This window comes from Actinokineospora spheciospongiae, from assembly GCF_003182415.1.
Lineage (GTDB): Bacteria > Actinomycetota > Actinomycetes > Mycobacteriales > Pseudonocardiaceae > Actinokineospora > Actinokineospora spheciospongiae.
This window is the reverse complement of the sequence record NZ_QHCP01000004.1, coordinates 42,291-65,676: the sequence shown is the minus strand read 5'-3', so window position 1 is coordinate 65,676 and position 23,386 is coordinate 42,291. Positions and strand designations below refer to the sequence as shown.

General features: G+C 72.1%; 22 protein-coding genes. 4 read left to right on the top strand and 18 right to left on the bottom strand.

The window, feature by feature from the left end:
• Nucleotides 1–10 precede the first annotated feature (10 nt).
• Nucleotides 11–472: a GNAT family N-acetyltransferase gene (locus DFQ13_RS11485; protein WP_110079787.1), complete on the top strand. Its 462-nt coding sequence runs from the start codon at nucleotides 11–13 to the stop codon at nucleotides 470–472.
• Here the strand turns inward: DFQ13_RS11485 and DFQ13_RS11480 are convergent.
• Entirely contained in the window at nucleotides 458–907 is a 450-nt protein-coding gene (locus DFQ13_RS11480; protein ID WP_035286519.1) for an Lrp/AsnC family transcriptional regulator, read from the bottom strand. The two genes, DFQ13_RS11485 and DFQ13_RS11480, sit on opposite strands and share 15 nt — an antisense overlap.
• Nucleotides 907–2,019, bottom strand: coding sequence for a M24 family metallopeptidase (locus DFQ13_RS11475; RefSeq protein WP_110079786.1), 1,113 nt, complete (start codon nucleotides 2,017–2,019; stop codon nucleotides 907–909). The genes DFQ13_RS11480 and DFQ13_RS11475 overlap by 1 nt, the downstream gene beginning before the upstream one ends.
• A gap of 832 nt (nucleotides 2,020–2,851) precedes the next feature.
• Here DFQ13_RS11475 and DFQ13_RS11470 point away from each other — a divergent pair.
• A complete protein-coding gene (locus DFQ13_RS11470) occupies nucleotides 2,852–3,781 on the top strand; it encodes a 5'-3' exonuclease (RefSeq protein ID WP_110079785.1) in 930 nt (309 codons plus the stop codon).
• Between the two features lie 555 nt (nucleotides 3,782–4,336).
• On the opposite strand, the gene DFQ13_RS11465 is transcribed toward DFQ13_RS11470, so the two are convergent.
• From DFQ13_RS11465 to DFQ13_RS11425, 9 genes are all read right to left on the bottom strand, one after another.
• Nucleotides 4,337–5,533 (bottom strand): GNAT family N-acetyltransferase, encoded by a 1,197-nt coding sequence (locus DFQ13_RS11465; RefSeq protein ID WP_110079784.1) that lies wholly within the window; start codon nucleotides 5,531–5,533, stop codon nucleotides 4,337–4,339.
• A gap of 76 nt (nucleotides 5,534–5,609) precedes the next feature.
• The gene (locus DFQ13_RS11460; RefSeq protein WP_035288211.1) at nucleotides 5,610–6,314 is read right to left on the bottom strand and encodes a DUF4333 domain-containing protein; all 705 of its coding nucleotides are present in this window, start codon (nucleotides 6,312–6,314) and stop codon (nucleotides 5,610–5,612) included.
• Nucleotides 6,315–6,882: 568 nt separating this feature from the next.
• A complete protein-coding gene (locus DFQ13_RS11455) occupies nucleotides 6,883–9,585 on the bottom strand; it encodes a DEAD/DEAH box helicase (protein ID WP_233438366.1) in 2,703 nt (900 codons plus the stop codon).
• A 186-nt stretch (nucleotides 9,586–9,771) separates the two neighbouring features.
• Nucleotides 9,772–10,653: a diacylglycerol/lipid kinase family protein gene (locus DFQ13_RS11450; protein WP_084176448.1), complete on the bottom strand. Its 882-nt coding sequence runs from the start codon at nucleotides 10,651–10,653 to the stop codon at nucleotides 9,772–9,774.
• A 59-nt stretch (nucleotides 10,654–10,712) separates the two neighbouring features.
• A complete protein-coding gene (gene tatC, locus DFQ13_RS11445; RefSeq protein WP_110079782.1) occupies nucleotides 10,713–11,663 on the bottom strand; it encodes a twin-arginine translocase subunit TatC in 951 nt (316 codons plus the stop codon).
• A 136-nt stretch (nucleotides 11,664–11,799) separates the two neighbouring features.
• The gene (locus DFQ13_RS11440; RefSeq protein WP_407643154.1) at nucleotides 11,800–12,075 is read right to left on the bottom strand and encodes a twin-arginine translocase TatA/TatE family subunit; all 276 of its coding nucleotides are present in this window, start codon (nucleotides 12,073–12,075) and stop codon (nucleotides 11,800–11,802) included.
• Nucleotides 12,076–12,110: 35 nt separating this feature from the next.
• On the bottom strand, nucleotides 12,111–12,341 hold the full coding sequence (locus DFQ13_RS11435) for a bacteriophage holin (RefSeq protein ID WP_035290579.1): 231 nt from the start codon (nucleotides 12,339–12,341) through the stop codon (nucleotides 12,111–12,113).
• A gap of 66 nt (nucleotides 12,342–12,407) precedes the next feature.
• Nucleotides 12,408–13,382: a helix-turn-helix transcriptional regulator gene (locus tag DFQ13_RS11430; protein WP_110079780.1), complete on the bottom strand. Its 975-nt coding sequence runs from the start codon at nucleotides 13,380–13,382 to the stop codon at nucleotides 12,408–12,410.
• Nucleotides 13,379–14,353, bottom strand: coding sequence for a helix-turn-helix transcriptional regulator (locus tag DFQ13_RS11425; protein ID WP_035290583.1), 975 nt, complete (start codon nucleotides 14,351–14,353; stop codon nucleotides 13,379–13,381). The genes DFQ13_RS11430 and DFQ13_RS11425 overlap by 4 nt, the downstream gene beginning before the upstream one ends.
• 365 nt (nucleotides 14,354–14,718) lie before the next feature.
• Between DFQ13_RS11425 and DFQ13_RS11420 the strand changes: the two genes are divergently transcribed.
• Entirely contained in the window at nucleotides 14,719–14,922 is a 204-nt protein-coding gene (locus tag DFQ13_RS11420) for a cold-shock protein (RefSeq protein WP_035290586.1), read from the top strand.
• 82 nt (nucleotides 14,923–15,004) lie between these two features.
• Here the strand turns inward: DFQ13_RS11420 and pafA are convergent, their stop codons facing one another.
• On the bottom strand, nucleotides 15,005–16,363 hold the full coding sequence (gene pafA, locus DFQ13_RS11415) for a Pup--protein ligase (RefSeq protein ID WP_035290589.1): 1,359 nt from the start codon (nucleotides 16,361–16,363) through the stop codon (nucleotides 15,005–15,007).
• 147 nt (nucleotides 16,364–16,510) lie between these two features.
• Between pafA and DFQ13_RS11410 the strand changes: the two genes are divergently transcribed.
• The gene (locus DFQ13_RS11410) at nucleotides 16,511–18,004 is read left to right on the top strand and encodes a bifunctional phosphatase PAP2/diacylglycerol kinase family protein (RefSeq protein ID WP_035290591.1); all 1,494 of its coding nucleotides are present in this window, start codon (nucleotides 16,511–16,513) and stop codon (nucleotides 18,002–18,004) included.
• 452 nt (nucleotides 18,005–18,456) lie between these two features.
• On the opposite strand, the gene DFQ13_RS11405 is transcribed toward DFQ13_RS11410, so the two are convergent.
• The 6 genes from DFQ13_RS11405 to dop all read right to left on the bottom strand — a co-directional run bounded on the left by DFQ13_RS11405 (nucleotide 18,457) and on the right by dop (nucleotide 23,298).
• Complete coding sequence (locus DFQ13_RS11405; protein ID WP_052020912.1) at nucleotides 18,457–19,413, bottom strand: LysR family transcriptional regulator; 957 nt, start codon at nucleotides 19,411–19,413, stop codon at nucleotides 18,457–18,459.
• Nucleotides 19,414–19,521: 108 nt separating this feature from the next.
• A complete protein-coding gene (locus DFQ13_RS11400) occupies nucleotides 19,522–19,746 on the bottom strand; it encodes a hypothetical protein (RefSeq protein ID WP_110079779.1) in 225 nt (74 codons plus the stop codon).
• Nucleotides 19,743–20,507, bottom strand: a complete 765-nt coding sequence (prcA, locus tag DFQ13_RS11395; protein WP_035280384.1) for a proteasome subunit alpha — start codon at nucleotides 20,505–20,507, stop codon at nucleotides 19,743–19,745. Before prcA ends, DFQ13_RS11400 begins: the two co-directional genes overlap by 4 nt.
• A 49-nt stretch (nucleotides 20,508–20,556) precedes the next feature.
• On the bottom strand, nucleotides 20,557–21,429 hold the full coding sequence (gene prcB / locus DFQ13_RS11390; RefSeq protein WP_110079778.1) for a proteasome subunit beta: 873 nt from the start codon (nucleotides 21,427–21,429) through the stop codon (nucleotides 20,557–20,559).
• A 56-nt stretch (nucleotides 21,430–21,485) separates the two neighbouring features.
• Nucleotides 21,486–21,680: a ubiquitin-like protein Pup gene (locus tag DFQ13_RS11385; protein ID WP_035280388.1), complete on the bottom strand. Its 195-nt coding sequence runs from the start codon at nucleotides 21,678–21,680 to the stop codon at nucleotides 21,486–21,488.
• A gap of 109 nt (nucleotides 21,681–21,789) precedes the next feature.
• Nucleotides 21,790–23,298: a depupylase/deamidase Dop gene (gene dop, locus DFQ13_RS11380; RefSeq protein ID WP_035280390.1), complete on the bottom strand. Its 1,509-nt coding sequence runs from the start codon at nucleotides 23,296–23,298 to the stop codon at nucleotides 21,790–21,792.
• Nucleotides 23,299–23,386: the final 88 nt, after the last annotated feature.

The following is a 23,386-nucleotide window of genomic DNA, read 5'->3' as shown; positions in this document are numbered from 1 at the left end:
ACACAACGGCATGGCGGACAGCGGTGTGGAGGTCACCGAGCTGGACCTGCGCGACGACCGGGTCGCCGCGCGGGTGCACGCCGTGGGGTTGCGGGCCTACCGGGTGGAGGCGGACCTGATCGGGTTCGACGGCATCCCGGCGCTGGGTGAGTCGATGGCGCGGATGCGGGCGCTGCCGCTGCGGTGGCTGGGGGTCGCGGCACCGGAGCCGGTGGCGTTCCTGGCCTACACCACCGACGACGTGGTCGACGTGGACCGGTTGTGCGTGGACCCCGACCGGTTCCGCCGCGGGTTGGCCCGCGCCCTGCTGACCGCCCTGCTGGAACGCACCACCGGCGACGTGGTCGTGTCCACCGGAGCAGCCAACACCCCGGCAATCACCCTGTACGAACGAGCAGGATTCACCCACACGGGCACCGTGTCACCCGTTGCGGGGCTGACAATAGCCACGTTCCGCCTACAGCGCGGGTGAACGCCCCTCGTACGGGGTGGACAGCACGACGGTCGTCCGGGTCGACACCTTCGCCGATTCGCGGATCTTGCGGAGCAGCTCCTCCAGATCCGCCGGGGTCGGCACCCGCACCAGCAGCACGTAGGACTCGTCGCCCGCCACCGAGTAGCAGGACTCGATCTCCGGGATGTGCTCCAGGCGCTGCGGGTAGTCGTCGGGGGCGGCCGGGTCGATCGGGGTCAGGGAGATGAGGGCGGTCAGCGGCAGTCCGATGGCGTGGCTGTCCAGGCGGGCGCTGTAGCCGCGGATGACCGAGCGCTGCTCGAGCCTGCGGACCCGCTGGTGCACCGCGGACACGCTCAGGCCCACGCGCTCGGCGAGGTCGGTGAAGCTGCACCGGCCGTCGGCGGCCAACTCGCGGGCGATCGCCTTGTCCAGCGGTTCCAGCTCGGCCATCAGCCCAGCACCACCAGCTCGTGCGGACGGGTGTTGAGCGGTTCCACGCCGGTGTCGGTGACGACCACGATGTCCTCGATCCGCGCACCCCACCGCCCCGGCAGGTACACCCCGGGCTCCACGCTGAACGCCATCCCCGGCTCCAGCACCAACTCGTTGCCCGCCACGATGTAGGGGTGCTCGTGCACGTCGAGGCCGATGCCGTGCCCCGTGCGGTGGATGAAGAACTCCGCGAGCCCCGCATCGGCGAGCACACCACGACCGGCGGCGTCGACCGACTCGGCACTGACCCCCGGCCGCACCGAGGCCACCGAAGCCGCCTGCGCCCGCCGCAGCACCTCATAGGACTCGACCACATCAGCATCACGCGGCTCACCGACGGCGTAGGTGCGGGTGCTGTCGGAGCAGTAACCGCTGGGCAGCGGCCCACCGATGTCGACGACCACCACGTCCCCAGCGGTGATCACCCGATCGGACACCTCGTGGTGCGGGCTGGCCCCGTTGGGCCCGGAGCCGACGATGACGAACTCCGCACTCGCGTGCCCCTCGGCGACGATCGCCGCACCGATGTCGGCGGCCACCTCGGCCTCGGTGCGCCCGGCGCGCAGCCACTCCCCCATCCGGGCGTGCACCCGGTCGATGGCCGCCCCGGCCCACCGCAACTGCTCGACCTCGGCCGCGTCCTTGCGCATCCGCAGCCCGCGCAGCACCGGCCCCGCCAACGCCTGCTCGGCCCCGGGCAGGGCACCACGCAACCCCAACACGTGCACAGCGGGCAACATGTCCCCCACAGCCACCACACCCGGTCCCCCGACCAAGCGGGCGACGAGGCCGTACGGGTCCTCCCCGTCGACCCAGGTGGCGGTGTCGACGCCGAGACCGGGCAGGTCGTAGGGGTCGTAACCGGCGGCCTCCAGCTTGGGCACCACCAGCACCGGCTCCCCCTCGGCGGGCAGGACCAGACCGGTGAAGCGCTCGTGGGACACCACGGTCCCGCCGAGCAGGTACCGCAGGTCCGACCCCGGGGCGATCACCAACGCCCCCACCCCGGCCTCGGCGGCAGCAACCCGGGCCCGGTCTAGGCGGCCCCGCAACAGCTCGGCACTCGACATGCCACCAAGCCTAGGGCTTACCCACGCCCCCGGCCCACCACCCCGAACCCGCCGCGCTGACACCCCACCCCCACCCCCCCAGCCCACCACCCAACCGCCAGCCACCCGGAACCCACCAGCCCGACCACCAGGTACTCCGAACACCGCAGGCGCAGCCACCGACCACCCCACAAACCACCGGCTGGCGGCCAGCCACCCGGAAGCCCCCCGGCGCAGCAACAACCAGCCACCCACCCAACAAACCGCCAGCCCGGCTACACGGCTGCCAGGTGGGTGGATGTGTTTGCCCAGCCGACCACCCCGAAACCCACCTGCCCGGCTACCAGCCACCCAGAACCCCACCCGGCGCAGCAACAACCAGCCACCCCTGCAACCGCCGGCCCGGCGAGCCACATGCCCGGGTGGGCGAATGTGCTCGGCCAGCCGACCACCCCGAGAACCGCCGCCCCGGCTACGCAGAGGCCCGGGTGGGTGGATGTCCTCAGCGCAGGCCGGCCACCCCGAGAACCGGCGGCCCGACCAAGCAACTGCCCGGGTGGGTGGATGTGTTTGGCCGGGGGTGGCGATCATGTGACAGCCTGCCTGGGCGGTGGGGCATCTTTTCAGCCCCACCTGACGCACTGGAGCACATGATCGCCATAGGGGCCCCGGCCAAACACATCCACCCAGCCGGGCGCACCAAAGCCCCGGGCTTGAAAAGAACAGCAAGCGAATCCCCCACAGCACCCTCTAGCAAGTCCCGGCTCTCGAAACAAAGCCGAACGCGGAACCGCGCGAGCAGCCCCGAGATCCGCCCACGCCGGTTGTCGGTCCGATGTGGGAGGCTCGCCGCGTGAGTGGACCCCTTGTGCTGCTGGACTCGGCGAGCCTGTACTTCCGGTCGTTCTACGCCCTGCCGGAGTCGATGACCTCCCCCGACGGTGTGCCGGTCAACGCGGTGCGCGGCTTCGCCGGGATGATCGCCCAGGTCGTGACCGAGCGGCGACCGTCGCGGCTGGTGGCGTGCCTGGACGCGGACTGGCGCCCGGCCTTCCGGGTGGCGGCGATCCCCAGCTACAAGGCGCAGCGGGTGGCCGACCCGGCCGTGAACGCCGAAGAGGTGCCCGACACGCTGACCCCGCAGGTCCCGATCATCCTGGACCTGCTCGACGCCCTGGGCATCGCCACCGCCGAGGCCGCCGGGTACGAGGCCGACGACGTCATCGGCACCCTCGCCCACGCCGAGGCCGAGGCCCCGGTGGAGATCATCACCGGCGACCGCGACCTGTTCCAGTGCGTCCGCGACACCCCCACCCCGGTCCGGGTGGTCTACGTCGGCCGAGGCTGGTCGAAGGCCGAGGTCATCGGCCCGGCCGAACTCGCCGCCCGCTACGGCCTGCCCGCCCACGGCCCCGCCTACGCCGACATGGCCGTCCTGCGCGGCGACCCGTCCGACGGCCTGCCCGGCATCACCGGCATCGGCGAGAAGACCGCCGCCAAGCTGATCACCAGGTTCGGCAGCCTCCAGGCCCTGGTCGACGCCGCCGCCGCAGGCTCGAAGGACGTGCCACCCCGAGTCCGCACCGCCTTCGAACACGACGCCGACTACCTGGCCAAGGCCCCCGTGGTGGTCGCGGTCGCCACCGACGCCGAGTGCGCCCACACCGGCGACCCGGTCCTGCCGCACGCGGTGGCGGACGTGGACCGGGTCCGGGCGTTGCAGGAGCGCTGGGGCCTGGGCAGCGCGGTGGACCGCCTGCTGAAAGCGATCACTCCACAGTAGACATCGGGTTTCGGCGACCGGTCGGCTTCGCCCGAAGCTCACCGGTTCGGTGGAGTGCGCGGGTTCGGTGGATGGCTGGATCGGGTCGGGCAAGCCCCCATCGCTGGGAATTGGGCGCGCATCCACCCTGGGGCATCATATGTCGAGAACTGCGGGCGGCTTCGGCCTGCCCAGAACCCGCTTCACCCGACTGACCCGCCGCGCCGTGCTGACCGCGACCGGCGCGGTGCTGGCCTCCGCGCTGCTCGCACCGGGTGTCGTGCACCGGGGTAACCAAGGTAGCCGCAGGCTTCGGACACAGTTTGGCGCTCGAGAACGGCGGGATGATCGCCTGGGATAACAACACGGGGAGCGAAGTCACCGTGCCCGTCGCGGCCGGGTGGACGTCCCACATCGCCATGTCCGCGGACGGTCACGCCTTCGTGTGGGACGTCTCGACCACCGCGATCCGGTCGATACCCGCGACGTTCGGCGTCAACGCGCGGGCCGTCGCCATCGGGGCGGCCTACGCCACGGACAGTGCTGGCCTCCCGGTTCCCGGGAGGCCGGCGCGCCTCAGAAGAACGTGCCGGTCCAGGCCGTCGCGGGCAGGGCGAACGCGGCATCGGCGCGGGCCGCCGCCTCTGGGTCGGCGACTCGGAGGCGGTTGACACCGGCCAGGGCGGACACGGTCCACCGGCCGAAGTAGAGCTGCGCCAACACGTCCACGTCCACCGACAACTCCGGTTCGGCGTCCACCCGGTCCACACCGGACTCCGACACCCGGTAGACCCCGGTGTTGCCGGGCAGGAGCGCGTCGCGGACTTCCAGGGTCAGGGGGCCTCCCCACGAGCGGGCGGCCAGGGCCTCCGGGACGTCGACCACGCGCAGCCACAGGTCGTTCATGGGGACGACCTTGCTCACCGCCCGCTGGTCGACGAACATGGCCTCCACCGGCTCGTCCACCGGGCGGGACAGGACCTTGACCTCGTCGACCAGGTCGATCGAGAGCAGGAAGCGCCACAGGGCCGCCACCGCCGCCGGGCTCGACCCCTGCAGGTCGTCGACCTCCAGGGTGGCGTTGCCCGCGTCGGGGCGGCGGGCGGCGAACACCGCGTACCCCTCGTCCCCGTCCGGCCCGGTGTGGACCGCGATCCGGGGGTCGTGCCCGGTTCCGATGGGCCACCCGAAGCTGGTGCGCCACAGCGCGTCCGGGCGGGCCATCGATCCCACCCGCGCTCGAACGATCCGCTCGTAGAGGTCGGGCAGGACCTCCAGCGCCCGGTCGGTGTCGAGCAGCCGCACCTCGCCGGTCGCGGGCAGGCCCGGGTGGAACACCGCCCGGTCGCGGGCGACGGTCACCGTGTGGAACCGGGTGGCCACCCCGTACCCGAACCGCCCGTAGATCACCGGCTCGGTGGCGCGCAGGCCCGCGAACACCTCGCCCCGCGCGGCCACCTCCGCGAGCTGCGCGCGCATCAACCCGGTCAGCACCCCGCGCCGCCGGTGGTCCGCCCGCACCCCGACCCTGGTCACCGCGGCCAACCCGCGCACCTGCCCGCCGGGCACCCGCAGCTTCGAGGCCCACGACAGCGCCGTCCCGGCCAGCACGTCGCCCGCGAACGCCCCCCACGTGCGCCCCGGTTCGAACGACCGACCCACCAGCTCCCACTGCTCGTCGGTCACCGGCGGCCGGTGCAGCGACCGCATGAACAGGGTTTGCGCCGTGCGCAGCTCGTCGTCGGCCAGGGTGCGGATCTCCACGTCAGTCACACCCCCGATCCTGCCCGGACGCGCCGAGGGCGCGCGACCGGAATTCCGGTCGCGCGCCCTCGGCGGGGAGAACCGCTCAGCCGTCGGACGGCGGGGCGACCTCGTATTCGCCCTCGTCGGAGCGCACGGTGATGTTGACCTTCTTCTGCTCGCCGCCGATGGTCACGTCGCAGGTGAACCGGGCGTCCTTCTTGACCTCCTGGTCGGCCGGGCACGACACCGACTCGACGTTCTCCACGGAGTACTTGCCGGTCAGGATCGACTTCACCCCGTCCTGCACCGCGTTCTGGTCGAACACCTTGGTGTTGGCGAACCCGGGGGTGACGAACGCCAGCACCGCCACCACACCGGCCACCAGCACGACGGCCACCACCGCGATCCAGATCCCGGCCCCGCCGCCCTTCTTCTCCGCGGGCGCGCCCGGGTACCCCGGGGGCATCCCACCCTGGGGCTGGTTCGGGTTGTACCCGCCGAACTGCGGCTGCTGCCCCGTCGGCGGCCCGTACCCCGACTGCTGCGCCCCCGGGTACTGCTGACCCGGCTGCTGCCCGGTCTGGGGCTGCTGCTGCGTGGGCTGGTAGGGCTGCTGCGGCTGCTGCTGGTAGCCGTACTGCCCCTGCTCAGGCGGGTACGGCGACTGCCCCGGCTGCTGCGGGTACCCGCCGCCCTGCTGGGGGAATCCGCCGGACGGGGTGCCCGGCGGGTTGCCGCCCCCGTAGGGCTGCTGCCCCCACTGCTGCTGGGGGTCCTGCCCACCGGACGGCCCGTAGGGGCTGCTCATCGTTCGCCTCCGCCAGATCTGAGGTCACGCGGCCGGGTCCTCGCCCCGACTCCACCGGACACCTGGGCGCGATCAAACCACAGCCCGCGCCCGCGCACCCACCCGCACCCGACACGGCCACCGATCGGCCGAACCCGCCACGGCACAACCTCACACCGAGGTCACACACCCGCACCGGATCGTGCCGCCAAGATCACACTCCCCGAACCCCACCGGCGCAGCGGCAACCAGCCGCCCCACGAACCGCAGACCCGGCCACTCCACTCACCCAGCCCGGCTACGCCCCGCCCGGGTGGGTGGAGGTGCTTGACCGGCCGACCACCCCGAAAACCGGCGGCCCGGCGAGCGAACTGCCCGGGTGGGTGGATGTGTTTGGCCGGGGGTGGCGATCATGTGACAGCCTGCCTGGGCGGTGGGGCATCTTTTCAGCCCCACCTGACGCACTGGAGCACATGATCGCCATAGGGGCCCCGGCCAAACACATCCACCCACCCGGGCACCCACGACAAACAGACCGGGCTCGAAAGCCGAGCGCACCCACCCGGGCGCACCACACAACGGCCGAAACTCAGGTCGCCGCCAGAGCGACCACCCCACGACGGATCGCGCGCACAGCCTCGTCCGCCGCCTTCCCCACCGGATCGCCCCGGCCGACCACCGTGCCGATCTGGTCCAGCAGGTCGATGACCTGCCTGCACCAGCGCACGAAGTCCCCGGCGGACAGCTCCAACCCCGCCGATTCCGCCGCCGTGATCACCTTCTCCAGCGACTCCCCGCGCGCCCAGCGCAGCACCGTCCAGGCGAACCCGGGGTCGGGCTGCCGGGTCCGGTCCAGCCGGTGGTGGCGCTCGTCGGACTCCAGTTCGGCCCACAGCCGCGCCGTCTCCGCGACCGCGTCGGCCACCGCGCCGCCGGGCAGTCGGGCTTCCACGGGTCCGTCGCGGCGGGCCTCGTACACCAGGCACGACACCACCGCCGCCAGTTCCGGCGCGGGCAGTCCCTCCCACACGCCGTTGCGCAGGCACTCCGCGGCCAGCAGGTCGGACTCCGAGTACAGCCGCGCCAGCCGCCGCCCGTCCTCGGTGACCACCTGTTCCCCGGCCAGTTCGCCCTCACCCGGCGCCAGGTAGCCCCGGTCCGCCAGCAGGCCCCGGATGCGGTCGAACGCCCGCGCCAGCGAGTGCGTCGTGGCCGCGACCTTGCGCTCCACCTGCTCTGTCTCCGACAGCAGCCGCTGGTAGCGCTCCGCCCACCGCGCGTGCGCCTCCCGGTCCTGGCAGCCGTGGCACGGGTGCGCCCGCAGCGCCCGGCGCAACGCCGCCAGGTCCGCGTCGTCCGCGGCACCCGACCCGCGCCGCCGGACCCGGGTCGGGGCCTCGATCCCGCTGGCCCGCAGGGTCGCGGCCAGGTCGCGCCGCGACTTGGGCGAGCGGATGTCCACCTGCCTGGGCAACCGCACCCGCCCCAGCGCCGACACCGGCCCCGGGAAGTCCGCCACCGACAGCCGACCGGCCCACCGGTCCTCGGTCACCACCAACGGTCGCGGCTCACCCGAGGCGTCGAGCCCGGGGTCGATCACGATCGCCAGCCCCGACCGCCTGCCGGTCGGCACCGAGATCACGTCGCCCTTGCGCAGTTGCTCCAGCGAATGCGCCGCCTCCGCCCGCCGCACCGCCCCCGTCTGCCGCGACAGCGCCTTCTCCCGGTCGGAGATCTGCCTGCGCAGCGACGCGTACTCGGTGAAGTCGCCCAGGTGGCAGGTCATCGACTCGGTGTACCCGGCCAGCGCGTCGCGGTTGCGGTCGACCTTGCGCGACAGCCCCACCACCGACCGGTCGGCCTGGAACTGCGCGAACGACTGCTCCAGGATCTCCCGCGCCTGCCGCGCCCCCAACCGGTCGACCAGGTTCACCGCCATGTTGTAGCCCGGCCGGAACGACGACCGCAGCGGGTAGGTCCGCGTCGAGGCCAGCCCGGCCACCGACTTCGGGTCCACCCCGGGCTGCCACACCACCACGGCGTGGCCCTCGACGTCGATCCCGCGCCGCCCGGCCCGGCCGGTGAGCTGCGTGTACTCCCCCGGCGTCAGCTCGACGTGCGCCTCGCCGTTGTACTTCACCAACCGCTCCAGCACGACCGTCCGCGCGGGCATGTTGATCCCCAGCGCCAACGTCTCGGTGGCGAACACTGCCTTCACCAGGCCGCGGACGAACAGCTCCTCCACCGTCTCCTTGAACGCGGGCAGCATCCCAGCGTGGTGCCCGGCGAACCCGCGCTCCAGCGCCTCCCGCCACTCCCAGTACCCCAGCACGGTCAGGTCGGCGTCCGGCAGGTCCCGCGTCTTCGACTCCACGATCCGCCGCACCTCGGCGACCTCGTCCTCGGAGTTCAGCCGCAGCCCCGACCGCGCGAGCTGCGCCACCGCCGCCTCGCAGCCCGCCCGGGAGAACACGAACACGATCGCGGGCAGCAGGTCCGCCGCACCCAGGCGCTCCACGACCTCGGTGCGCGACGGCGGCTTGAACCTCGGCCCCCGCGCCCCCGCCGCCCGGCCGCCCTTCGCCTTCGGGTTGTGCCACGGGGCGTGGACGCGCCCAACCTCCTCGGTGCGCCGCACCAGCGTCGGGTTGATCTTCAACTCGCCGCCGCCGTCGTCCCCGGCGAACAGGTCCATCATCCGCGACCCCACCAGCATGTGCTGCCACAGCGGCACCGGCCGGTGCTCGTCGACGACGACCGTGGTGTCCCCGCGCACGGCCACCAGCCACTCGCCGAACTCCTCGGCGTTGGACACCGTCGCCGACAGGCTCACCAGGTTCACCCACTCCGGCAGGTGCAGGATCACCTCCTCCCACACCGCCCCGCGGAACCGGTCGGCCAGGTAGTGCACCTCGTCCATCACCACGTAGCCCAGCCCTTCCAGGGCCGGGGACTCCGCGTAGAGCATGTTCCGCAGCACCTCGGTGGTCATCACCACGACCGGCGCGCTGCCGTTGATCGACGTGTCCCCGGTCAGCAACCCCACCGACTTCGCCCCGTACCGGGCGGTCAGGTCGGCGAACTTCTGGTTCGACAACGCCTTGATGGGCGTGGTGTAGAAGCACTTGCGCCCCTCCGCCAGTGCCAGGTGCACCGCGAACTCACCGACCACGGTCTTGCCCGCGCCCGTCGGCGCGCACACCAGCACACCGTGCCCCTCCTCCAGCGCTTCGCACCCGCGCACCTGGAAGGGGTCCATCTCGAACGCCAACTCGGCCGCGAACTCCGTCAACCGCGGGTTGGCCGCCCGTCGCCGCGCCGCCGCGTAGCGCTCGGCCGGGGACGCAGACCCACCAGGGGAGGAATCGGGAAGAGGACTCTCAGACACCCCACCAGACTTCCACACCACACCGACACTCGTCGCCCGAACTTCCGCACCCCGCCACCGCGACCGCCACCCGCGTCGACGGGAAAGCGCTCAGCCCACCAGTTCCAGGGCCCCCGGCACGCACTCCACCACCACCGGCAACGGCCCCAACCGCTCCCCGTCCGCGTACGCCACCCACTCGTTGTCCCCGCCCAACGACACCCGCCGCGCCCGCAGCACCCGCACCGCCGGGTGCCCCACGTGCGCCCCCGACCGGATCGTCGGCAACATCCGCACCAGGTCCACCCTGGACACCTCCCCCACCACGGTCAGGTCGAACAGCCCGTCGGTCGGGTCCGCCTCCGGGCACACCGGGATGCCACCCCCGTAATAGGCCGTGTTGCCCACCGCCACCATCGTCGCCGCCAGCTCCAGCACCCCGCCGTCGGTGTCCACCACCAACCGGCTCGGCCGCAACGCCGCCAACTCCGCCACGATCGCCAGGTCGTAGCGCCTGCGCCCGTGCGGCCACCGCATCCGGTTCACCCGCTCGTTCACCGCCGAGTCGAACCCCGCGCACAGCACGCTGGCGAACCACGCACCACCGGCCACCCGCCCCAGGTCGATCCGCCGCCGCGCCCCCACCCGCAGGGCCGCCACCACCGCTTCCACCGCCGCGACCGGGTCGGCGGGCATCCCCAGCGCCCGGACCAGGTCGTTGCCGGTACCGGCGGGCACCACACCCAGCGGCACCCCGTGCTCCGCGCAGAACTGCACCGCCTGGTGCGCGGAGCCGTCCCCGCCCAGCACCACCAGCGCGTCGAGCCCCTCATCCCGGGCGCGCACCATCAGCGCCCGCGACCGCTCCACCGTGTCGGCCTCCACCACGGTCAACCGCGACGACACCGCGCGCAACCGCTCCGCCACCACCGGAGCCACCCGACCCGCCGCACCGTGCCCCGACGCCGGGTGCACCGCCAGCGCAACCCGCAGACCCGCCACCGAACCCCCTCCGAGGACCCCGAGGTCCACACCCGACCGGCGAACCCCGGTCAGGTCACGTCGTCGAAGCCCCCGCCCGGCTTGCCCGTCGGCTTCCCGCCCCGCAGCGGCGGCTTCGGCGGAACCTGCTGCCGCGTCGCCGGGTGCTGCTGCACCGGCTCCACCGGGTCCACCTCCACCGGCGCCAACGCCTCCGCGGGCGTCGCCTCGTCGTCGGCCAGGTTCGCGTTCGGGTCCTCCGCGGCCTCCCGGCGCGCCTTGCGCCGGTCGTGCACCCGCGAAAGCTGCACCGCCACCTCGAACAGCACCGTCATCGCCACGCCCAACGCGACCATCGAGATCGGGTCCGTGCCCGGTGTCGCGATGGCGGCGAAGACGAACAGCCCGAACACGATCCCCCGGCGCCACTTCGCCAGGTTCTCGTAGGACAGCACCCCGACCCGGTTCAGCATCACCACCAGCAGCGGCAGCTCGAAGCTCACCCCGAAGATCAGCAGCATCACCAGCACGAACGAGATGTAGTCACTCGCGTTCAACGCCGTGATGAAGAACGACCCGCCGAAGGAGACCAGCACCTCCAGGCCCTGCGGGATCACGTAGAACGCCAACACCGCACCCGCCGCGAACAACAGCGACGCGAAGACCACGAACACCGTCGCGAACCGGCGCTCGTTCGCGTAGAGACCGGGCGTGATGAACGCCCACACCTGGTACAGCCACCCCGGCGCGGTCACCACCATGCCCGCGGCGATGCCCACCTTGAAGTTCACCATGAACGCCTCGAACGGCTGCGTCTGCAGGAGCTGACACGTCCCGTTCGGCTCGAACCTCAGGTTCGCGGGCAGCGCGCAGTAGGGCTGCTTGATGATGTCGCCCAGCGCGGGCACGGGTCCCAGCGGCGTGAAGAACCAGATGAAGCCGAACACCCCGCCGATGAGGATGATCAGGACCGCCAGGCCGAGCCGGTTGCGCAGCTCGTAGAGGTGGTCCTTCAACGTCATGGTGCCGTCGGGGTTGTGCCGGCGACTCTTGAGTTTCCTCTTCTCGCGGCGGCTTTCAGCCCGGCGGTGCGGATCGCGCGCCACCGTAGGGAACCGAACCTCTCAGTAGTCGATCAGAAGGGAAGACCGGACCGGTTCAGCTCGCGTTCTTCTGCGCCTGGTCCTGAGCCGCCAGCTTCCGCTGCAACTCGTCGATCTCGGCCTTCATCTGCTCCGGGGACTTCTCCGGCGTCGACGGCGGCAACTGCGGCGCGGGCGCCTGCCGCACGGCCGGGGCGGCCTGCTCGGGCTTCGCCTCCGCCTCGTCGTCGCCGCGCATCCCCTTGGTCTCGGCCTTGATGATGCGCATCGACTGGCCCAGCGAGCGAGCCATCTGCGGCATCTTCTTCGCACCGAAGAGAAGAATCACCACCAACGCGATGATGATGATCTCCCATGGTCCGAGATTCATCGCTGTCCTCCTGTCTCGTCCCGCTTGGCCGATGGTACGCGCTCGGCGACGGCGACCCGCAAGGCCGCGGACCGCGCCCGCAACAACCCCGCCCGATCCCCGAACGCCGACCTGGCCGCACCCGCCGCCGACCGAACCCGACCCGCCCCCCGCAGGAGGCGGACCACGAACACGGTCACCAACCCCAACCCGACCAGGACGAGGGCAGCACTCGGCAGGTACGACACCCGCCGGAGCTTACCGGTACACCGGTAACCAACCGCACACCCTTGAGCATGCACAGCGGGGAGAGACTAGGTGGCCGCCAGGTGACGGTCCATCCGGGCGACCGCCTCCGCCGCCTGGCGGCGCAACCGCTCCGCCAACTCCACCGGCTGCTCCACCCGCACCTCACCGCCGAGGCCCAGCAGCAGCCGCACCATCCACGAGGTGTCCGCGTACCGCATCGACACCCGCAACCGGCCGCCGTCGACCTCCTGCACGTCCTCCACCGGGTAGTACTCCGACACCCAGCGCGCGTCCGGCTCCAGCACCAGCGTCGCCGTCCGCTGGTCGGGCTCCGCCCGGAACAGCCCCGAGGAGGTGTCCGTCGGCTCCGCGTACGGCGGCGCCGCCGCGGCCTCCTCCAGCACCACGGCCTCGTCGATCCGGTCGAGGCGGAACAACCGCACGTCCTCGGCGCGGCGGCACCACGCCTCCAGGTAGCCGCGGCCGTCGACGATCAGCATCCGCATCGGGTCCACCACCCGTTCGGTCATCTCGTCCTTGGACGCGGTGTAGTAGGTCATCCGCAGCGCCCGACCGGCACCCAACGCGCGCTGCACCACCTCGCGCGCCTTCGCCGCCCCCGCGCCCTCCCGCACGCCCAGCCCCACCGCGACCCCCGCGGGCCGCGCCTGCCCGGCCGCCGCCTCGATCTTGGCCACCGCCCGCCGGATCGCGTCCGCGTCGGCCACCCCCGGCGTGTCCACCAGCGCCCGCAGCGCCACCAGCAGCGCCGTCGCCTCCGCCCCGGTCAACCGCAGCGGCCGGTTCATCCCGGCGTCGAAGGTGATCGTGACGGTGTCCTCGTCGAAGGAGATGTCGATCAGGTCACCGGGGCCGTACCCCGGCAGCCCGCACATCCACAGCAGCTCCAGGTCCTTGCGCAACTGCTTCGCCGACACCCCGAAGTCCGCCGCCGCGTCGTCGATGCGGATGCCCGGCCGCGCCAGCAGGTACGGCACCAGCGCCAGCAGCCGGGGAAGTCGATCCTGCGCCCCGCTCACAGCCCACCCCCCGCGGCGGCGAGCAGCCGCTCCCGCACCGCCTTGGCCAGCACGTCCGGTTCCAGCACCACCACGTCCGCGCCGTACCCGGCGATCCAGCCTGCCGCCGTGTCCGGGAACGCCAGCTCCAGGTCCACCACGTCGCCCGGCACACCGTCGACCTCGCGCCGCTCGACCACCTCGGCCCACCGCCGCAGCCCGGCGCCCCGGCCGTCGGCGACCCACAACCGCACCCCGGCCGGGGGCTGCGGCTCGCCGCCGGAACTGGCCACGAACTTCATCAGGTCGACGTCCTCGGGCCTGCTGACCTGCCCGGGCCTGCCGACCTTGCGCACCTCGCCCACCACCCGCGACAGCCGGAAGCAGCGCGGCGCCCCCCGGTCCCGGTCGTGGCCGACGACGTACCAGCGCCCCCGCCAGGACACGACGCCCCACGGTTCGAGCACCCGTTCCCGCAGCTCGGCGGGCGAGGGCCTGCGGTACTGGAAGGCCACCGCCTGCCCGGCCTGCACGGCCGCGAGCAGCGGGCCGAACGCGGGCTCGGTGGTGCGCACCTTCGACTCCACCATCGTCGGCGCGGCCTGGTCGACGTCCACCCCGGCGGCCCGCAGCTTGAGCAGGGCGCCGTGCGCGGCCCCGGTCAGCTCGGGCGAGTCCCACAACCGCACCGCGAGCGCCACCGCCGCCGCCTCGTCGGGGGCGAGGTCGATCTCCCCCAACTCGTAGTCGCGGCGGGCGATCCGGTACCCGTCGACGGGGTCGGCCACCTTGTTGCGGCCGATCTCCAGGGGGATGCCCAGCTCGCGCAGCTCGGTCTTGTCCCGCTCGAAGGTCCGGAAGAAGGCGTCGTCAGAGGGCGCGTCGGCGTATCCGGGGACGATCTTCCGGATGCGTTCCGCACTGAGGTACTGCCGCGTGGAGAGCAGGCACAGCACCAGGTTCACAAGTCGTTCGGCGCGTGCGACGGACACCAGCGCACCATAACGCCCACCCACCACCCGCTCGCACCCACCACGCCCGAACACGCGTGCGAACTCCCCGCAGTCACCCCAACGCGACAACGGTCACACGCAGAGTGAGAAACCACAGTTCACATCCTCCTTCCGTGGCGTCCCTGATCCGCCTCTTCCCTGCTCTGATGAGAGAGGGACGGTCGCCGTTCTGGATATCTTGATAGGAGATAATTGCTTGCTGAACTCGGTTGCGCAGGGGGTCCGAAGCGCCTGCGCGGCTGTGAACCGGGGGAAAGACACATGTGGGATACCGGCGAACGCCGCTATCGTTGATCGGGACGAGGGTGCTGATCGGCGGCACCCGGGTTTGGACAGGAACAGGCATGGCGACTGGCACCGTGAAGTGGTTCAACGCGGAAAAGGGCTTCGGCTTCATCTCCCAGGATGGTGGCGGGCCCGACGTGTTCGTCCACTTCAGTGCGATCCAGAGTTCCGGCTACCGCTCCCTGGAGGAGAACCAGCAGGTGGCGTTCGACATCACCCAGGGCCCCAAGGGCCCGCAGGCGGAGAACGTCGTTCCCTCCTGACCTGGTCCGACCAGGCAGGTCGCACGTGAACGACTGGGGGGCCGCGTCACCCGACGCGGCCCCCCAGTCGTTCGTGCGGCCCCTACAGCGAAGCGATCAGGCGCTCCACGCGCTCGTCCACGGCGCGGAACGGGTCCTTGCACAGCACGGTGCGCTGCGCCTGGTCGTTGAGCTTGAGGTGGACCCAGTCCACCGTGAAGTCGCGGCCCGCGTGCTGGGCGGCGGCGATGAAGTCGCCGCGGAGCTTGGCCCTGGTGGTCTGCGGCGGGGTGTCCTTGGCGAGTTCGATCTCGCTGTCGTCGGTCACCCTGGCCACCAGGTCCTTGCGCTGGAGCAGGTCGAAGATGCCCCGGCCGCGGCGGATGTCGTGGTAGGCGAGGTCGAGCTGGGCGACGCGGGGGCTCGACAGCTCCATGTCGTGCTTGGCCCGGTAGCGCTCGATCAGCCGGTGCTTGATGGCCCAGTCGACCTCGCGGTCGATCTTCGACAGGTCCTGGGCCTCGATCGCGTCGAGGACCCGGCCCCACATGTCGACCACGCGCTGCATCATCGGGTCCGGGGAGCGGCGGGCGACGTGCTCGACGGCCTTGGCGTGGTACTCGCGCTGGATGTCCAGGGCCGAGGCCTCGCGCCCGCCAGCCAGCCGGACCAGCCTGCGGCCGGTCAGGTCGTGGCTGATCTCGCGGATGGCCCGGATGGGGTTGTCCAGGCTGAAGTCGCGGAACTGGACCCCCTCCTCGATCATCTCCAGCACGAGGTGGGCGGTGCCGACCTTGAGCAGGGTGGTCGACTCGGACATGTTGGAGTCGCCGACGATGACGTGCAGGCGCCGGTACCGCTCGGCGTCGGCGTGCGGCTCGTCGCGGGTGTTGATGATGGGCCGGGAGCGGGTGGTGGCGCTGGAGACGCCCTCCCAGATGTGCTCGGCCCGCTGCGACAGGCAGTAGACGGCCCCGCGCGGGGTCTGCAGCACCTTGCCCGCCCCGGCGATGAGCTGCCTGGTGACCAGGAACGGCAGCAGCACGTCGGCGATGCGGGAAAACTCCCCGGCCCGGGTCACCAGGAAGTTCTCGTGGCAGCCGTAGGAGTTGCCCGCCGAGTCGGTGTTGTTCTTGAACAGGAAGATGTCGCCGCCGATGCCCTCGTCGGCCAGCCGCCGCTCGGCGTCGACGAGCAGGTCCTCCAGAATCCGCTCACCGGCCTTGTCGTGGGTGACCAGTTGGACGAGGTCGTCGCACTCCGCGGTCGCGTACTCGGGGTGCGACCCCACGTCGAGGTAGAGGCGTGATCCGTTGCGCAGGAAAACGTTCGAGGAACGCCCCCACGAAACCACCCGCCGGAACAGGTACCGCGCGACCTCGTCCGGCGACAGCCTGCGCTGCCCGTGGAACGTACAGGTCACGCCGAACTCGGTTTCGATGCCGAAGATCCGCCGCTGCATTCCCCCAGACTAGGCGCAAACCCCGACGCGGACCGTCTGCCGATCGGGGAGGTCCACAGCTTTGTTATCGAGCGCACCGTGACCGGCCGCTCACCCGGCCCCACCCCACCCGGCGGGCGGTCACCGATTCGGGTTGAATCCACGATCATGTTCGGACGAGTGCGCAGGTCGTTCAAGAGTGTCGGCCGGATCGACGAGGACCTGGTCTACCGCAGCGGGGCGCTGCCCAGGTCACCGCTGGACCCGGCCCTGAAAACGCTGTCCACCTCGGCGAACAAGGGCAGGCTGTGGTTCAGCGTGGCGGCCCTGCTCGCGGTGCGGAAGGGGCCGACCCGGCGCGCGGCGCTGCGCGGGGTGGGCGCGATCACCATCGCCAGCCTGAGCGCGAACCTGGTGGCGAAGAACCTGTTCCCGCGCAGGCGCCCGGCGGCGGACATGCTGCCGGTGCACCGGCGGCTCACCAAGCGGCCGACCAGCTCGTCCTTCCCGTCCGGGCACTCGGCGTCGGCGGTGGCGTTCACCGCCGCGGTGGCCATGGAGGCACCCGCGGTGGCGCTGGTGCTGGCCCCGCTGGCGGCGGCGGTGGCGTACTCCCGGGTGCACACCGGGGTGCACTGGCCGACCGACGTGGCGGCCGGTTCGGCCATCGGCGTCGGCGCGGCCTGGGCGACCCGGCACTGGTGGCCCAAGTCCGACCACGAGGGCCCCGCGCACACCGCCCACCACACCGAGCTGGCCGCCCTGGACGCCGGCGAGGGCCTGCTGGTGCTGGTCAACCCCAACTCCGGCCCGGACAACACCGACCCGGGCGACGACATCAAGCAGCTCTGGCCGCGGGCGACGGTGATCCACCCCTCCCCCGGCTCGGGCATCATCGAGCAGCTCACCGCCGAGGTGGAGGCCGCCGACGGCGCTGTCCGGGCCCTGGGCGTGGCGGGTGGCGACGGCACCGTGGCAGCGGTCGCGGCGGTGGCCGCGGACTTCCGGCTGCCCCTGGTCCTGGTCCCCGCGGGCACGCTCAACCACTTCGCGCGCGACGTCGGCGTGGAGTCGGTGCAGGAGGCGGTGGAGTCCGCCGAGGAGGGCACCGGGGTGCAAATCGACCTGGCCGAGGTGCGCATCACCGACAACAGCGACGTCGAGCAGCGGTGGTTCGTCAACACCGCCAGCCTGGGCGGCTACCCGGAGATGGTGCGCATGCGCGAGCACCTGGCCGCCAAGAAGTGGGGCAAGTGGCCCGCGGGCGCGGTGGCCCTGGCCCGCACGCTGCGCTCGGCCCAGCCCATCCGGGTGGAGCTGAACGGCAGGCCGCAGTTCCTGTGGATGCTGTTCGTCGGCAACGGCACGTACGCACCGAAGGGTTTCGCCCCGACCCAGCGGCCCGCACTGGACACCGGCCTGCTGGACGTGCGCTACCTGCGCGCGGACCTGCCGTACTCGCGGGCCCGGTTCGTCCTGGCCACCCTGACCAGGACCCTCACCCGCAGCCACGTCTACCGCCAGCAGGACATGGCCGCACTGGACGTGCAACTCCTCGACGGCTACCGCCGCGTGGCCACCGACGGCGAGGTCGGACCACTGGGCAAGCGGTTCGAGTTCCGCTCCCGCCCCCGCGCACTGTCGATCTACCGAATGCCCTGACGGCACCACCCGGCCCAGTCACCCCAAACCGCCCAACCAACCGCCGGTCCAACCACCAGCTACCCCGAACCCCATCGGCGCAGCCACCAGTCGCCCAAACCCCGCCAACGCAGCGGCCGACCAAGCCCGCCAACCGCCAGCCTGGCGGCCTGGCGGCCTGCCACGCCGAACCCTCAACGGCGCAGCGGCCGACCACCCCCGCAACCGCCAGCCCGGCTACGGACATGCCCGGGTGGGTGGATTTGCTTGGGTGGGGGAAGCGATCATGTGCAAGCCTGCCTGGGCAGTGGGGCACTCTTTTCGCCCCACTCGGTCACACCAGGCACATGATCGCTGCAGGGGCCCCGCCCAAGCAGATCCACCCACCCGGGCACGCCCCGAAAACGACCGGGCCCTTGAACCCGGCCACGGCCGAGCGGATCGCTCGGGCACCACCGAGCGAAGTCCGGGCTTCAGGGCTGAGCAGCGCCTCGGGAGTGTTCGTCCCACCAGGCGGCGAAGAGCGGGTTCGTGTCCGTGAGCTGCGCATAGGCAGCCAGCAGCGCGGCCGGGGCGGCCTCGCCGAAGGTGTTGTCGGCGTGCCAGACCAGGACGATCTCCTGGCGCATCGGGGTGTTGCGCAGGCCGCGGATGACCAGCCCGGTGCCTTCCCTGGCGACCGGTTTCGCCAGGGTCACCGCACCCGCCTGCACCAGTGCCCGGGTGGTGGTCGAGTCGGACAGCTCGTGGCGGATGCGCGGGGTGAAGCCGTGGGCGGTGCAGGCGCGGACGAACGCGGCCTGCTCCGGGCCCTCGGCCGCCGAGGGCAGCACCCACGCGTCCTGGGCCAGGTCGGCGAGGTCGATCTCGGGGGCACCGGCCAGCGGGTGGGTTTCGGCGAGGGCGACGAACAGCGGGGCGCAGAACATCACGCGGCTGCGCAGCACCGGGGGCAGCGGGGTGCGGAAGCCGGGGTTGTCCTCCAGCACCGCCAGGTCCACCGTCCGGTCGACCACGCGGCGGATCAGCTCGGCGGGCTGGTTCTCGATGTCGATGGCGGCTTCCACGCCGTCGAGGCGGTCGGCGAGGGCGGTGGCGAACAGCGGCACGATGAGGCCGGGCGGGCCGCCAACCCGGACCCGGCCCGCCGCCGCGGGGGCCAGGGTGCGGCTGCGGATGCCCGCCATCAGCTCGTCCACCTCGGCGAGCAGGACGCGGGCACCGGTCAGCACGTAGGCGCCGAGGTCGGTGGGGACCACGCCGGTGGCGGTGCGGGCGAACAGGAGGCCGCCCAGCCTGCGCTCCAGGCGCTGGAGCTGGGCGGTCAGCGCGGGCTGGGACACGCCGAGGCGCACCGCCGCCTTCGACAGGCTGCCCGCGTCGGCCACCGCGCGGATCACCCGCAGGTGGCGCAGTTCCAGCTCACTCATTCGGAAGTTATATGCCTTGACCGGGTGTGCGTGACAACCCAGGACCCGTCCGTGGGAAGAACGGCACAATTTGCCGCACCCGGCGTGTGAAAACCGCGGCGGACCCGTCTACGGGTGGTGGCTCCCGACCTGGAGCCGTCCGGCGGTGGCCGCGACGAGGCGCAGCCGCTCGGCCAGGTCAAGAGTGGACGTGGTCACGGCAGACTCGGCCAGGAGGCGGGCGGGTGCGCCTTCGTGGGAGCCGGTCGCGCCGTACCGGGTCCGAGCCGCACCGAGCCCCGAGGTCGCCCCGGTGATCAGGACGACCTCGGTGAACGGCTGCGGTGCGGTCACTCGGCCGGGTTCTCCGGCGGCAGTTCGACGTCCTCGATCGGCTTGGCCGGGGACTCGTCCTCGGCGGCCGGTTCGACGGGCAGCAGCGCGGTCAGCGCCGCCCCCTCGATCCGGCGGAAGGCGCGGCGCGGGCGGGTGCGGTCGAGGATCGCCACCTCCAGCTTGCCCGGCTGCGACTCACCGCCGTTGCCCGCGCCCGCGGCCAGCGCGGTGAGGGCGGTCCGGATGGCCGCGGCGAGGTCCTGGCCCTCGGCGTAGCCCTCCTTGAGGGAGGTGACGATCGGGTCGGTCACCCCGCCCATGACCAGGAACTGCGGCTCGTCGACGATGGAGCCGTCGTAGGTGAGCCGGTAGAGCTGGTCCTTGTCCGCGGTGACGCCGACCTCGGCCACGCACAGCTCGACCTCCATCGGCTTCACCTGCTCGGTGAAGACGGTGCCGAGGGTCTGCGCGTACACGTTGGCGAGCTGCCGGGCGGAGACGTCGCGCCGGTCGTAGGAGTAGCCCCACAGGTCGACGTGCCGGATGCCGCCGCGGCGCAGGCTCTCGTACTCGCTGTAGCGGCCCGCGCCCGCGAACCCGATGCGGTCGTAGATCTCGGAGACCTTGTGCAGGGTCGACGACGGGTTCTCGGCCACGAAGACCACCCCGTCGACGTACTTGAGCGCGATGACGCTGCGACCCCGGGCGATGCCCTTGCGGGCGTACTCCGAGCGGTCGCGCATCAGCTGCTCGGGCGAGGCGTACAACGGCATCGTCACGGGGCAGGCTCCTTCGTGCGGCTGGTGGTGCTGGTGCTGGTCATCGGGCTCAGCCGCGCGGCCGCTCGAAGCGGTCGCGGACCACGGCCTCGGCGACCGCGCCGATCTCCTCGTCGGTCAGGCGCACCGCGCCGTCCTCGGCGGTGATCGTCACGATGCTCGGGTAGATCCGCCGGGCGAGGTCGGGCCCGCCGGTGGCCGAGTCGTCGTCCGCGGCGTCCCACAGGGCCTCCACGGCCGTGCGGACGGCCGCGTCGCGGTCGCTGTCGGGGGCGTAGAGCTTCTTGAGCGCCGACTTGGCGTACGTGGAGCCGGAGCCGATCGCGTAGAAGCCCGCGCGCTCCTCGTAGCGGCCACCGGTGACGTCGAAGGAGACGATCCGCCCGCCCCGGGCCGGGTCGTCGGCCTCCACGTCGTAGCCGACGAACAGCGGCAGCACCGCCAGGCCCGCCAGGGCCGCGTCGAGGTTGCCGCGCACCATGCTGGCCAGCTTGTTCGCCTTGCCGTCCAGCGACAGCGAGACACCCTCGATCTTCTCGTAGTGCTGCAACTCCACCGCGTAGAGCCGGACCATCTCCACGGCCAGGCCCGCGGTGCCCGCGATGCCGACCGAGGAGTGGTCGTCGGTGATGAAGACCTTCTCGATGTCCCGCTGCGCGATGACGTTGCCCTGGGTGGCCCGCCGGTCGCCCGCGACGAGGACGCCACCGGCGAAGGTGACGGCCACGATCGTGGTGCCGTGCGGGACGTCCTGGCGGGGTTCGCCGCCGCGGATGTCGGCGGTGCGCCCGCGGCCGGTGCCCCCGGGCAGCAGCTCGGGGGCCTGGGCGCGCAGGAAGTCGGTGAACGACGACGTTCCGGCCGACAGGTGGGCGGGCGAGAGCGAGGAGCCGAGCCCGCTTCGGGACGAGGTGTGTTCCATGCCTTCTTTCGTTCCTGTCGCGCGGAGGTGGAGGGAGCCCGGACTACCCGGACGACCTACTCGCCGCCCTTTTGCACGTACGCCCGGACGAAGTCCTCGGCGTTCTCCTCCAGGACGTCGTCGATCTCGTCGAGGATGGCGTCGGTGTCGTCACCGAGCTTCTCCCGGCGCTCCTGGCCGGCGGCGGTGGTGTCGTCGACACCCTCGTCGCCGTCCCCGCCGCCCTGCCGCTGCGTCTGCTCCTGGGACATGTCGCCTCCCGGTCGTGGCTGGCCTACTCCGAACCCTACCGATACCCACCGACATTCGTCGCGGTCCGCGCCGGGTCCGATTTCGGCTCCCGGCGAAATCCCCCGGCGGTCAGCGCTTGGCCGCGCCGGTCAGCGCGTCGACGAGCTCCTCGGCGGTGTTCGCGGCGTCGAGCAGGGCCCCGACGTGCTGCTTCGTGCCGCGCAGCGGCTCCAGGGTGGGGATGCGCACCAGCGACTCGCGGCCGAGGTCGAAGATCACCGAGTCCCAGGACGCGGCGGCGATCGCGGTCGGGTAGCGCTCCAGGCAGCGGCCGCGGAAGTAGGCGCGGGTGTCCAGCGGCGGGGCGGTCACGGCCGCGCGCACCTCCTCCTCGCTGACCAGGCGCTTCATCGAGCCGCGAGCGACCAGCCGGTTGTAGAGGCCCTTGTCCAGCCGCACGTCGGAGTACTGCAGGTCGACCAGTTGCAGGCGCGGGGAGTTCCAGTTGAGGCCGTCGCGGGCGCGGAAGCCCTCCAGCAGCCGCAGCTTCGCGGTCCAGTCGAGCCGGTCGGCGGTCTCCATCGGGTCGCGGCGCAGCTCGTCGAGGATCTTGCCCCAGGTGTCGAGGACGTCGAGGGCGACGCGGTCCACGTCGGCGCGGTCGAGGTGCTCGGCGACCATCTCGTGGTAGGCGTGCTGGATGTCCAGGCCGGTGAACTTGCGGCCGTTGGCCAGGTCGACGGTGGCCTTGAGCGTGGGGTCGTGGCTGATCACGTGCACCGCGCGGACCGGGTCGGCCAGCTTGAGGTGGTCGAAGCGGACACCGGTCTCGATCATGTCCAGCACCAGCGCGGCGGTGCCCACCTTGAGGTAGGTGGACGTCTCGGCCAGGTTGGCGTCGCCGATGATCACGTGCAGCCGCCGGTACTTGTCCGCGTCGGCGTGCGGCTCGTCGCGGGTGTTGATGATGCCGCGCTTGAGCGTGGTCTCCAGGCCGACCTCGACCTCGATGTAGTCGGCGCGCTGGGAGAGCTGGAAGCCCGCCTCGTCGCCGGAGGCGCCCAGGCCGACCCGGCCGGAGCCGCAGACGACCTGGCGGGAGGCGAAGAACGGGGTGAGCCCGGCGATCACCGAGGTGAACGGGGTGCTGCGGGACATCAGGTAGTTCTCGTGGGTGCCGTAGCTGGCGCCCTTGTTGTCGATGTTGTTCTTGTAGAGCTGCAGCCGGGGCTGGCCGGGGACGCTGGCGGCGCGGATCGCGGCCTCTTCCATCACCCGCTCCCCCGCCTTGTCCCAGATCACCGCGTCGCGGGCGTTGGTGACCTCGGGCGCGGAGTACTCCGGGTGCGCGTGGTCGACGTAGAGCCGGGCGCCGTTGGTGAGGATGACGTTCGCCGCGCCCAGGTCCTCCACGTCGGGGTCGGTGGGCGCCATGCCGGGGACCCCGAGGTCGAAGCCGCGGGCGTCCCGCAGCGGCGACTCCACCTCGTAGTCCCAGCGCGCGCGCCGGGCCCGGGGGATGTCCGCCGCCGCGGCGTAGGCCAGCACGACCTGGGTCGATGTCAACACCGGGTTCGCCGTGGGGTCGCCCGGCACGGAGATGCCGTACTCGACCTCGGTTCCCATGATCCGCCGCATGGGCCCAGCCTACGGGTCCGGACCGACACCACCGCCGTGAGCCGCGATGCAGTTCGCGCGGCCCGGCCGATGTTCACCCGAATTCCGA

What these genes read in the sequence shown, in the direction of transcription:
- DFQ13_RS11485 (WP_110079787.1), top strand. Translation starts at nt 11, where the DNA reads ATGGCGGACAGCGGTGTGGAGGTCACCGAGCTGGACCTGCGCGACGAC.
- DFQ13_RS11480 (WP_035286519.1), bottom strand. Translation starts at nt 907, where the DNA reads ATGGCCGAGCTGGAACCGCTGGACAAGGCGATCGCCCGCGAGTTGGCC.
- DFQ13_RS11475 (WP_110079786.1), bottom strand. Translation starts at nt 2,019, where the DNA reads ATGTCGAGTGCCGAGCTGTTGCGGGGCCGCCTAGACCGGGCCCGGGTT.
- DFQ13_RS11460 (WP_035288211.1), bottom strand. Translation starts at nt 6,314, where the DNA reads ATGAGCAGCCCCTACGGGCCGTCCGGTGGGCAGGACCCCCAGCAGCAG.
- tatC (WP_110079782.1), bottom strand. Translation starts at nt 11,663, where the DNA reads ATGACGTTGAAGGACCACCTCTACGAGCTGCGCAACCGGCTCGGCCTG.
- DFQ13_RS11420 (WP_035290586.1), top strand. Translation starts at nt 14,719, where the DNA reads ATGGCGACTGGCACCGTGAAGTGGTTCAACGCGGAAAAGGGCTTCGGC.
- pafA (WP_035290589.1), bottom strand. Translation starts at nt 16,363, where the DNA reads ATGCAGCGGCGGATCTTCGGCATCGAAACCGAGTTCGGCGTGACCTGT.
- DFQ13_RS11410 (WP_035290591.1), top strand. Translation starts at nt 16,511, where the DNA reads ATGTTCGGACGAGTGCGCAGGTCGTTCAAGAGTGTCGGCCGGATCGAC.
- DFQ13_RS11405 (WP_052020912.1), bottom strand. Translation starts at nt 19,413, where the DNA reads ATGAGTGAGCTGGAACTGCGCCACCTGCGGGTGATCCGCGCGGTGGCC.
- prcB (WP_110079778.1), bottom strand. Translation starts at nt 21,429, where the DNA reads ATGGAACACACCTCGTCCCGAAGCGGGCTCGGCTCCTCGCTCTCGCCC.
- DFQ13_RS11385 (WP_035280388.1), bottom strand. Translation starts at nt 21,680, where the DNA reads ATGTCCCAGGAGCAGACGCAGCGGCAGGGCGGCGGGGACGGCGACGAG.
- dop (WP_035280390.1), bottom strand. Translation starts at nt 23,298, where the DNA reads ATGCGGCGGATCATGGGAACCGAGGTCGAGTACGGCATCTCCGTGCCG.